This window comes from Bradyrhizobium sp. UFLA06-24, from assembly GCF_054967145.1.
Genome location: NZ_JADFUE010000117.1, coordinates 1 through 11,174, shown reverse-complemented (window position 1 = coordinate 11,174; position 11,174 = coordinate 1). Strand labels below are relative to the sequence as shown.

Annotated in this window: 8 protein-coding genes; 1 reads left to right on the top strand and 7 read right to left on the bottom strand. The window is 61.5% G+C overall.

Annotated elements, in window-relative coordinates; translation table 11 throughout:
* Window positions 1-2,553: autotransporter outer membrane beta-barrel domain-containing protein (locus tag IF809_RS37025; protein WP_462839958.1), on the bottom strand; the 2,553-nt coding region annotated here is incomplete at its 3' end.
* A gap of 280 nt (window positions 2,554-2,833) precedes the next feature.
* The gene (locus IF809_RS37020; protein ID WP_164938844.1) at window positions 2,834-3,961 is read right to left on the bottom strand and encodes a glycosyltransferase; all 1,128 of its coding nucleotides are present in this window, start codon (window positions 3,959-3,961) and stop codon (window positions 2,834-2,836) included.
* Window positions 3,962-4,196: 235 nt separating this feature from the next.
* On the opposite strand from IF809_RS37020, the gene IF809_RS37015 reads away from it, so the two are divergent.
* Window positions 4,197-5,297: a glycosyl hydrolase 53 family protein gene (locus IF809_RS37015; RefSeq protein ID WP_128967969.1), complete on the top strand. Its 1,101-nt coding sequence runs from the start codon at window positions 4,197-4,199 to the stop codon at window positions 5,295-5,297.
* A gap of 24 nt (window positions 5,298-5,321) precedes the next feature.
* On the opposite strand, the gene IF809_RS37010 is transcribed toward IF809_RS37015, so the two are convergent.
* The 5 genes from IF809_RS37010 to IF809_RS36990 form a co-directional block, all read right to left on the bottom strand.
* Window positions 5,322-6,068, bottom strand: coding sequence for a hypothetical protein (locus tag IF809_RS37010; RefSeq protein WP_462839957.1), 747 nt, complete (start codon window positions 6,066-6,068; stop codon window positions 5,322-5,324).
* A 53-nt stretch (window positions 6,069-6,121) separates the two neighbouring features.
* Complete coding sequence (locus IF809_RS37005) at window positions 6,122-7,564, bottom strand: oligosaccharide flippase family protein (protein ID WP_462839956.1); 1,443 nt, start codon at window positions 7,562-7,564, stop codon at window positions 6,122-6,124.
* A 180-nt stretch (window positions 7,565-7,744) separates the two neighbouring features.
* On the bottom strand, window positions 7,745-9,157 hold the full coding sequence (locus tag IF809_RS37000; RefSeq protein ID WP_453992691.1) for a hypothetical protein: 1,413 nt from the start codon (window positions 9,155-9,157) through the stop codon (window positions 7,745-7,747).
* Window positions 9,158-9,226: 69 nt separating this feature from the next.
* Complete coding sequence (locus IF809_RS36995; RefSeq protein ID WP_462839955.1) at window positions 9,227-10,426, bottom strand: glycosyltransferase family 4 protein; 1,200 nt, start codon at window positions 10,424-10,426, stop codon at window positions 9,227-9,229.
* A gap of 51 nt (window positions 10,427-10,477) precedes the next feature.
* Window positions 10,478-11,174, bottom strand: a 697-nt coding sequence (locus tag IF809_RS36990) for a glycosyltransferase (protein WP_462839954.1), incomplete at its 5' end; no start/stop codon positions are given.

Here is an 11,174-nt window from a genome sequence, read left to right as displayed (position 1 = left end):
GCCGTTGGCAGCCTTGGCAACCGTCTGCGTTGCGACCCCTGATGTGTTGTAGGTCGTGGTGAGGCTCGAACCGTTCGTGTAGTTCTGGACGACGGTGATTCTCTGGCCGGCGCTGTTGTAGAGACCGGTGGTGGTGCTGCCGTCGGCGTTCGTGACCTTGGTATATTGTGTCGTGCCGTCGGCATGCAGGTTGGTGAGGGCGGTCACCGTTCCGTCCGCCTTGGTGGTCTGGATCTGCGTCGTGTAGGCCTGGCCGGTGATGTTGTAGAACGTGTTGGTGTGGGTGCCGTCGGCGTTGGTGACATACACCTTGGATTTGACGCCGCTCGCATACACCGTCGTCGACGACGATCCGTCGGTCCTCTGGACGAAATCGCTGCTGATCACGCCGGCGGTGAACAGCTTGCTTTCCTTGGTTCCGTCGGCGCTGGTGATGTAGATCGAAGCCAGCACGCCAGCGGTGTAGTTCGTGGTCGTGCTGGCACCGCCGGCCTTTGCCACGGTCTGCGTCACCTTGCCGGTTGTGTCGTAGTTCGTGGTCAGGCTCGAGCCGTCGGTATAGTTGCGCACTTCCGACGTCTTCTGGCCGGCGCTGTTGTAGAGGTCGGTGGTTGTGCTGCCGTCGGCGTTGAGGATCTTGGTGTACTGCGTCGTGCCGTCTGCGTGCAGTTGGGTGATGGAAGTCATCGTTCCATCGGCCTTGGCGGTCTGGATCTGGGTCGTGTAGGCCTGCCCGGTGATGCCGTAGAACGTGTTGGTATGCGTGCCGTCGGCATTGGTCAGATAGACCTTGGACTTCAGGCCGTTCGCATAAACCGTGGTCGTGACCGACTTGTCGGAGCCGACAACCGTCTCGCTGGAGATGCTGCCGTCCGAATTGTAGTTGATGGTCTGCTTCGCGCCGTTTGCGCTGACGATCACTTCCTGCGTCTTCACGCCGCTCGAGTACAGGATCGTGTCGCTGCTCGAGTCGACGTTGACGAGCGACTTGCTGGTGATGACGCCGTTGCTGAAGTTGGAGGTCTGCGTCCCCGTCAGCGTGCCGGACGCATTGAAGAACTTGGTCTCGCTCCAGCTCGTCGTCGAGGTGGTGACGGAGAAGGAGTAGCCGCCCTGAATCGCCGCAAGGGCGTTGCCATAGTGCGAGATGATGTAGCTCATCGTCGATGTGGAGGCGACAGGGAGCACATGCGTATCGGTCAGCGTGATCGACTGCAGGGTCGTCGAGGCGGAGAGGTCGGCGAGCTCGGCGACGATCTGCGCGGCGGTGCCGGTGACGTCGGCGGCCTGGGTCCCACCCGAGGATGCCCGGGCGACGCCGTCGATCTCGATGATGACCGGGTGATCGCTCACCGGAATCGTGAACGAGCTGACATTGCTGTAGGTCGCGATCGGGTCGGGTCCACCGGTCGGATCGTAGACCTTGATCGACTGATGCACGGCGTCGAGCTGGACCGTGACGGTCTGGCTCGGATTGCTGATTTCCGAGTTCGTCGTCGGATCCCAGACCTTCGGTTCGGCCCAGACGACGAGATCATAGGCGCCATTGCTCTTGCCGAGCACCATGCTGTTGCCGGAGTCCGGCATGTTGCTGAGCGTATAGTTCAGTGGGCTCGTCGGCTGGCCGCTGCCTTTTCCGTCGTCGTTGAGGATCGTCGTCAGGTTGTGGACGGCGGTGGCGGCGAGTTTGGGCGTGCCGTCGTCGTAGAACAGCCCGAAATGGCTTTGCGCATTGGTGTCGCTGCTGGACGAGTTGCGATCGAGCAGCTCGTAGAGATAGGTCGTGCCGACGCCGTCCTTGAAGGCGTCCATCACCGTGTTGAGGATGGACTTGGCCTGAACCGCCTCGTTGACGCCGAGGAACGGCGTGGTGCTCAGCGTCGTGTAACCGGTCTCGGTGATGACCGAAGGATCGCCCGGTGACACCGAGCTCGCGAGGTTGAGAGCCGAGGACAGAGCGGCCGCCGGCGTGGTGCCGGTGCTGACGTAAGCATGCGAGTTGGCGTAATCCGAGTATGCGCCGAGATTGCCAAGCTTCGCGAAGTCGGCGGGATCGGTGTAGCCGAGGGTGAGGTTGTAGACGGGAAGTTTGGCGAGCGATGCGTCGGCCTTGATCGCGGCGTAGTACGCTTGCTGAAATTGCGCGGCGGCCTCGATCGTCGAGCTGCCGTTGTAGCTGAACGCCTGGAGGTTGACCTCGTTCAGGCCCTCCAGCGCGATGATGCTGCCCGGGTGTTTCGCCTGGAAAGCGTCGAGCGCGTCGATGTATTGCTGCAGGCCCGCTGCGCCCGACGCCGGGATCGACGATGAAACGCCGAGATCGAACTTGTAGCCCGCGCTTGCCAGACCGTCGAGCACCGGCTGTGCCGCCGGGATATTCGTCAAACCATCACGAAGCGAAGTGACGCCGAGATATTTCAGATCTGCTTCGACGAGTGCGAGATTGTTGTAGCCGCCCCACGCATAAGACACGTGAGTGTTGACGCCGATGGAACTCGTGAACGCACTTGCCGAAAGGACAGTCTGATTGGTGCTGGTGATAGTCGTCGTCATGATTTTCTCTGGTGATGCCCGCTGTTGTTCTTTGGATAGCGGCAGAGTTTCTCAGTGACGTTAGAAAGAAGGCTAAAGATGTAGAGAACGACGGCTTTTCGCCGAACGAACTGCAAGTATTTTCAGCACACTGCGAGAGACCGCTTGTTCCGTGCTGGAACTTGCACGCGTCGCGTGATGAGGAATTATTAGCGATGCGTTTCGTTGCACCAAGTTCCGTGACGAGGAGATGAAACTGCAGTGCGAGCGAGGATGATTCGTCGCACGCTTGTTGCGCACTCTAATGCGTATGCGCTGTGCTCGATGGCGATGCGCCGGGCAGTTGATAGTCGGCACGCCATCCCAGCCGTTGCGCGTCGCCGTCGGCGATTGCTTCGAGCAACGGTCGAAGGGCCTTTCGCGCGCCATTGAGACTGCGATAAGCCAGGATTGCCTCGATCGCGAGGAGGCCGACGTAGCTCATCCGGTTGATGCGATAGACAATCGGAGAGGTTGTATACCGTTTCTCAATCAAGATCCGGTTCCGGCAGGCATAATACAACCGCCACGCCGGCGCCTCGGGGCTGACCAGGGCGCTGCGCGCACTGGTGCTCGGCTTGTCCCAGGACTCCTCGGCGTCGTTGATGCAGCCGACATCAGTCAGATAGATGGTTACGCCCGCATCCATCAGGCGCAGCGAGTAGTCATGGTCATCGCTATAAAGGACGAACTCCTTGTTCGGAGGCGACACCCTCCTGACGGCCGCCATCGGCAGCAGCAGTCCGCCATAAGGCGCGGTTTCGATCCGGCGCAGGTGGAATTCCCCGTAATTCTCCGGAGAATGGCGGGCCGAGCGTGTGAACCGTCGCCACAGCTTCGATGGAAGCGAGGCAAGATGAAAGTTAAGAAACGAGTTGTTGCGGATCGCCACCGCGGTCTGGTCGGCGAGAAGGGTCGGATAGATGCCCCGGTGCCGGCGCAACGCGCAAAGGCCGATATCGTCGCTCGCGCCGAGCGCCGTATGCAGCGCGAGCAGGCGCTCCAGGAACCCGTCCTCGCCGACATTGTCGTCGTCCAGGATCAGGACGAACCGCAGGTCCTTGTCCAGGAGCCGCTGAGCCGCGGTGATGCCGGCGTGAAATCCTCCGGCCGATCCCAGGTTTGAAGCGAGCCTGATGATGTCGACCGGCGGTTGCTGCGCGAAATCGTCCGGGGCCACCGGGCGGTTGCATCCGTTATCGACCACAATCACACGCCCGACCGCAGGGCTGGCCTGGACCGCTTCAACCGTCCGTCTCACCAATTGCTCGCGGCGTCCGTAGGTCACGATGACACATGCGACCGAGCGTCCCGCGACCGTCGAGCGGTCGAGGGCGATTTGCGACGTCAGTTCGAGGGGGGCGTTCATCAATTCAGTCTCGCTCGGCATTCCGTCGTTCCGTTCAGGCGACATTATAGATACTCGGTGGAATTGGAACGGCAATTCCAGCGGCAAATTTCGCCGCAAAACCGTGCAATCGTTTTGCGCGGGCCCTGCAGGCGCACTGCGCTGCCTCTTTGTCGTTGCGAGCGTATTGTGATCACATTGTGAAGGCAGTCTCGGCGCGTGGTGCCGATGCCGGATCGGATCGCATGCATAGAGTTCTCGAGCGCGTGGAGGCGCAATGTTCCTGGTGGTGAAGAGATTGTTTCTGGTGGCGCTGTTGCCGGTGCTCGGTCTGGTGGCATCCGTCGGGATTGCCAGCGCAGGTCCGCTGACATGGGGGGTCGACGGGCCCGATGGCCGGCGCGCAGACCTGAAGGCGATCTTCGAAGTCATGCGGGCGCGCGGGCTTACGCAGTACAGGGTCGGTGCAAATCTCGCGCGGGATACCGATCCTTACGAGGTCCAGATGTACCGGGACATGCTGGCGCTCGCCAAGACGTACGGCATCACGCTGAAACCGATATTGGCGACCCCGTTTGCCTGGGGCGATCGGACCGACGGCGGCAAGTATCCGGCCGGCGATTGGAATGCGCTGTACCAGCAGGCCTATTCGAGAACTTATACCTTCGTGGTCAATTTTAAGGACCAGATCAACGATTGGGAGATGGGCAACGAGATCAACCTTCTTGCGCTGGATCCCAGCGGCAAGAAGCTCTACGGCCGCGGCTGGACCGCCGAGGAATTCGACATGCCGGTCATGAACGACTGGGTTGCGGTCCTCAAGGGCATGTCGGACGCGATCGACAAGATCAATCACGACTACGGCTTGCACTTGCGACGCGTGCTCAACACCACGTCAACCATGTTCGGTTTCCTCGATTTCATGGCGTCGAAGGGCGTCGGATTCGACGTCATCTCCTACCATTATTATGAATCCCTCAATCAGAATCCGAACCGCGCATGGGGCGGCAGCAGGCAGCCCTACAATCTCTTCAAGAAACTCGCGTCCTACGGCAAGCCGGTCGTCTTCAACGAGGTCAATTGCGCGGAGATCTACAAGCCCACGTACGAGAACGAAGCCGGCAAGCCCATGACGGAGGCGTGTTACAAGAGCCTGTATGCTACCCTTAGCTTCATTACCCATCAGGCCGATGCCAACGTCGAGAGCGTGTTGATCTACGAGATGCTCGACGAGCCGGCCAAGGCTCCTCCGGAGAACCGCTTCGGCCTGATGTACGACATCCATACGCCGAAGGTGCCGCTCTACATGGTGTCGCGGTTTGCCGGGAAGGCGCTCGCGCCCCACGAAGCCGAGGAACTGAGCAAGCGCGGAATGTAGACACCGCCCGATCCGGGATGTCGCCTATATCCAGAGCCACGGGCAGACGCGGTCCAATGCCACCCGGATGTAGAACTTCCAGATGTTGTCTGTCGCGTATCCCTTGTTGTCGAGTCCGCGGATTCCGCTCACGAGCGGAACCGTCCGGAACCGGCGAACGAACTTCGATGTCTTCGGCGCGGCGTCGAAATCGTCGCGCAGCGCTTTCTCGGGGAATGCGGCCGCGGAGGTCTCCTCGTAAAGCTTGCATTTACCCTGGAGATAGTGCCGATAGCCCGCCTTGGTCCAGGCCATCATGTACATGTCGACCACCCGTTTCGGATAGTTCCGCATGTTGACGTAGAAGGCGAATTCTTTCGGGCGCTTCTGGATCAGCTTGGCAAGATTCAGGACGATGTACCGGCCTGTCACCTTCCAGATCGGCGTGTCGGCCTCGCATTCCCGGATGAAACGCGAATTCTCCATCGCGTGGTCGAGGAGGAACAGTTCGCCATAGCCGCGGCCGTACATCTGCGGATAGTCCAGTCCCGCAAAGGAAATGAACTCTATGTCGTCGCTGATATTCAATTGCTCGGCGATGGCCTTGAGGCTGGACAGGTCGGATTCCGAGTTCTCGACGAAGACGATGCGGTCGATGCACTGCCCGACCAGCCTGCCGTAGAACCACAGCGCCTCTTCATAATCCTTGCGGCGGAGCGCGGGATCCTTGCGGCCGAGGCTTCGCACGTCGGCTTTCGGCGTGATGGTCGCCGTCATGATCAGAATGTTCATGGGTCCTTTCGATTCATCTTGTCGATCTTCTGCGTTCCGGCGCGCGCCGGCGGCTAGGTGGCGGGGACGCGCTCCTTGCTCAGTTCGAGATCGCGCAGACCAAGCAGACTCCGTACCAGCTGGCGATGAAACAGCAGATAGCAGATCGCGATCGTCACGACGTAAGCGGTCGTGCCAAGCAGCCAGGCTGACGCCGGCGAGGCCGGAATTTCCATTGCGCGATTTGCGGCGATGAGGCCGAGGATCGTGGCGACGGTTGCGGGCGCGAGTGCCCTGACCAGATTGGCGACGGGCAGGTTGGTCTCCCAGGAGGTGATCAGCATCGTGGCGATGGAGACGATCAGCGTCACCGCGAGGTAGATCTTGATGATCCCGATCAGCCCAAACCTGAGCCCGACGACGAAGGCCACGATCGTCGAAAGGCTGTTGGCAGTCGAAACCCAGAATTGAAGCTGCGCCTTGCCTCGCGACAGCAGCATGGCGCCGCTGTAGGCGGTGATCGACTGCGCCGCCCCGGCCATCGCCATCAGCCCGACCAGTGGAATGATGCCGGTCCATTTGGCGGGAAAGAATGCCGTGAACAGGTAGTCGGCGCCGAACGAGAGATAAAGCATGCTGGGAAAGACCACGGCTGCTGTCAGCGACAGCACGCCGCAAATGATCTCGTTGCGCTGCTTCAGCGATCCTGTCACCGCCTGACGGCTGAGCGTCGCCATCAGGACGCCGCTGCCGGGCCATGTGATGACCATCAGCGGCAGGATCATGATCTGGTAGGCAAGCCCGTACAAGCCGACGGCAGCCGCGCCCACGGCGCCGCCGATCAGCAGGTTGCCGACGGCGCGGCCGGCAAAGTTGAGCAGATTGCTGGCGAGCACCCAGCCGCCGAAGGTCAGGATCGAGCGCACGCGGCTCCACTGAAAGTTAAGCCGGACGTCTCTTCGCGCAATGATTGCGAAAGCCGCAGATCGAACGACCTGCACCACCACGTAGTAGCTCACCAGTGCCCAAACGCCCCAGCCCAGAAAGGCGCCCGCCACGCATGTGATCACCGAAACGACGACGGCGACGATCTCCACGGTCGCCACGGTCTGATAACGCAGATGCCGTTCAAGCACGGCGCGTGGGCCGAGCGCCGCGATGGAAAGCACCACCGAGATCGACAGAGTGGCCAGAACGCTGCCCAATCCCTCCATCTCGAGGCCGCTGGCGAGCGGCGCGGCGATGGCCGCCAGGATCACGGCGCAGACCAGGCCGATGGCGCAGATCAGCGTGATTGCGGCGCCGGCTTCATCCCGATCGAGCGTACGTCGCTGCACCATCGCGCTCGACATGCCGAGATCGGTCAACAGCGCGATGAATCCGACGAAGGGCAGCGAGAACGTGACGAGGCCGAATTCGGCGGGCGCCGCGAAATACGTCATCATCACGGTCATCGCGAACTGCAGACCGGACTTGAGAACGTTCATGCCGGACATCGACAGCAGGTTTTTCAGCATTCCGTCGATCTCCGGGTGCCACGGCGTGACACCCACTCAGGTTCCAAATGACCCAGCCCTGTTACCGCGCGTTTATCTCGCACATGCACAACTGGCAAGACAAGCAGCGAAGATATGAAATGTGTTGCCGCGTTGTTGGGCAAAACGCTTCTCATCTCGCATCGAGATGTCACGCCATCGTTACACCACCGGGCGCGATGCGCCGGCGGCCTCCAGGAAGCGTCCCTTCCACGCGAGCAGTGCGACGATCGCGGCGGCGATCGCGATTTTCAGCATCAGCCAAACCACGGACGGCGATGAAATGGCCGAAAATGTGGCTATGAACGCGCCGGCGGCAACGGACGCCGCGACAAGGCCCCATCGCGGCGCTGCGCCGAACCGCAACATCGGCCCGCTCGCCAGCACAATGACCACTCCGGTCGCGACGATCGCGCTGATGAGGACGTGGGTCGGCGCAGCCGTCATGGCCTGCGTCGGCACGGCGACGGCGAGGACGAGCAACAACTGGCAGAGCGCGACGACGACGAGGCGCATTGCCGATTTCGTCAGGTGGGGAACGATCGCGAGCGTGGATTGCAAGTGACAGTGCATGAAATAGAAGCAGGTTGCGGCGGTCGAGGTCTGCAGGAAGCTCGCCAGAATGGACGGCGGAACGAACAATTGTCCCGCATCGGGCAGAAAGCCGATGAGCCCGCCGAGCATCACCATGGTGGCGCACATGATGAAATCGAGAAGATGCGCCACGGCTGCGCGGGCATCGTTGGCGCTGCCCCGCTCGAATTGATGGACGACTTCCGGATAGTTGACGGTATGAATGGCGGCGACCAGCACAGCGAACGGTCGTTGCAGGAGGTCGATCGCCATCGAAAATCCGGCTGTGACTGCGGGTGCGGCATCACCGAGGGCCGACACGACGACGAAGCGGATCGAGACGGGAACCGAAAGGTGGAGCACCGAGGCGCCGGCGGCAAGCATCCCGTAGCGGGCAAAGCCGCTCCAGTCCTCGAGCAGCGCGGGGCGCGCCACGCTGCGCAGAACGTGAGGATGCAATAACTGGCCGGCGAACAGGCTGGCGATCTGGGCGGCCAGCATGCCCACGAGGGCGGCATTAGCCGTGCCGTAGAGCCATGCGCCCGCGGTTGCGCCGCCCACCATCAACGTGGCCCTGAGGATGAGCAGAAAGGCGGCTGCGCCGAGCCGGTTCGAGACGCGCACGACCATGAAGTGAAGATCCGTCGCGCCCTGGGCGACGGCGAGTGCGAGGCCGGTGAGCCCCACGCTCGCGGAAATCGGGGTCACGACCGCGGCTGCGAGGCCCCCGATCACCAGCAGCACAATTGCGCTGGCGAGCGCGGCGGCGAACAGGGATGATCTCAGCCGTGCGGCGTCCTCTTCCCGGGCCGCAGCCAGAAAGCGCACGCCGGCCAATTGCAGCCACTCGAACATCAGCACGCTGAGCAGCTGGCTCGAAGCAAGCGTGAGCGAAAACTTGGCGTAGGCGAGCGGCGAGAGTACTCGGCCCAGCAGGAAGATGAGAATGATCGCCGCCGCGCTCTGGTAGACCACACCGACGAGTGCGAACAGACGGGTCATGGGACGTTCAAGCTGCGGGGCAGGGCGCAGAAAAGGCCAGACGCGTTGCGCAAGACAGCCATCCCAGGATTATTGCGGGTGCCGGCTCAGAAGCGCGAAGGCGTCGCGATATTCGTCGATGACATCGGCAAAGGTGCGATGGTCGTTCTTGTTGGCAAGTCTTTCGAACATCTCGGCCAGCTCCTGCGGATTGGCGATGATCCGCAGGATGCTGTCGGCAAGGGATTTCGGGTCAGGCGCGGTCAACCAGCCGACTGCGCCGCGTTTCACCGCTTCCGGGATTCCTCCAAACCTGGTCCCCAGAAACGGCTTGCGCGCCGCCTGGGCATCGGCCACGACCAGCGGCCCCGGCTCCTCCCAGATCGGCGGGATCACGACGACGTCGATCTGGCGATAGAATTGTTCGGGCTCGACGAAGCCCAGGAACTCGATATGCGCCTTCGGCGCCATTGCCCTGAGTTCGTGCTGGATTTCGGCGCTTGCGACCCCTGCGATGACGAGCCGCACGCGGTCGCGCGGTAGGTCCGCGAAAGCCTTGACGAGATTATAGATGCCTTTCTCTTCGGTGAGACGGCCGATGAAGCCGAATGTCAGCGGCGGGCCGGCTGGGCCTTTCGCGGGTGCGGAGACCGGCATCGTCGATGCATGCGCAATCACCCTGCGCAGCTCGGTGTCGGCGAAAAGACCGGTCTGGAGATGGATGTCGAGAATGCGCTGGCTGACGCCGACCACGCCGCGCAGATATCTGGTCGCCTTGCGGCGGTTGATCGTCAGCAAAGTACAGCTCATGCAGGTGTGCTCGCACGTCTTGCCGTCAGAAAAGCGCGAGCATCGCGGGCAGGTCAGATAGTAGTCGTGCAACGTGTGCAGGACCGGTACGCCGAGCTCGGCTGCGACCTTCCACACCGCCGTGGTGAGGCCCGAAAGGTTGTTGGAATGGAGCACGTCCGGCCTGAAGGCTTTTATTCTGCTGGCGACAAGGTCGGCGCTTCGACTCCAGTCCTCCATCGCATGCCACAAGCCCCTCGCCGGTGCGCTCCGCTGTCCGGTGAAGGGCCGGTAGATGTTCCTGACAGGGGCCGAGTACACGTCGATGCCGCCGCTCGTCTCCATCGGCTGTTCGGGAAGCGAGGCAGCCCGAACGACCTCGACGGTGTCGCCGCTCTTGAGCAGGCCTTCGGCAATGCGGCGCACGAATATCTCGGCGCCGCCGATCACCTTCGGCGCGCCCGGTGTCGGGTACAGTGACGATGTGATCAAAATCCTCATGCCAAGAATCTCATCCAATATGCAGCTTTGAACGAACCCCGAGAGTCCTTCTCATCTGTCTCCATCGGTGTTCAAAGTGCCTTCCAAATAGACGTCGAGATATTGTCGGGTGACAGCTTCCGGCGTGAAGCTGGCAGAAAATTCAGGCCGTGGCGGAAAAGCCTTCTTCCATTTGGGTGCCTCGCTGATTGCCTGCTTCATCAGTTCGGCCAGTCCGTGGAAGTCACTTGGTTCGTACGAGCCGAGTGACGTCGAGAAATGAGAGATCTCCGGTATTCCGCCGGCAGTGGAGCAAATGGTGGCCCGGCCCGCATTGATGCTTTCGATCAGCGTGCGCGGCAACGGTTCCGGCCAGACCGAGCTGATGAGGCAGACGTCCACGCCGGAGTAGAACTCCGCGGACTTTACGAAGCCTAGCCATTTGATTTTCGGATTATCATACCTTCTCCTCAATTCGCGCTCGTAAGCTTCGAGGCCCTTTCCGGCGATTTTGAGTTGCCAGCCCTGCTCGGGAAGCAGCGAAGCGGCCTTGAGCACGACATCGATGCCCTTTTCCGGCTCGATGCGGCCGATGAAGCCGAACGTCATGTCGGCGTCGGAGGACGGCGGCGCCGGCCGGACGCTGGAGTCCGCGATGTTGTAGATCACCTTGTGCGGAACGTCCGGAAAGAAGCCGAGTTTCAGGTGCCGGTCGAGGACGTACTGGCTGTTGGAGACCACTGCATCGACCATCCGGGATGCATAGAGG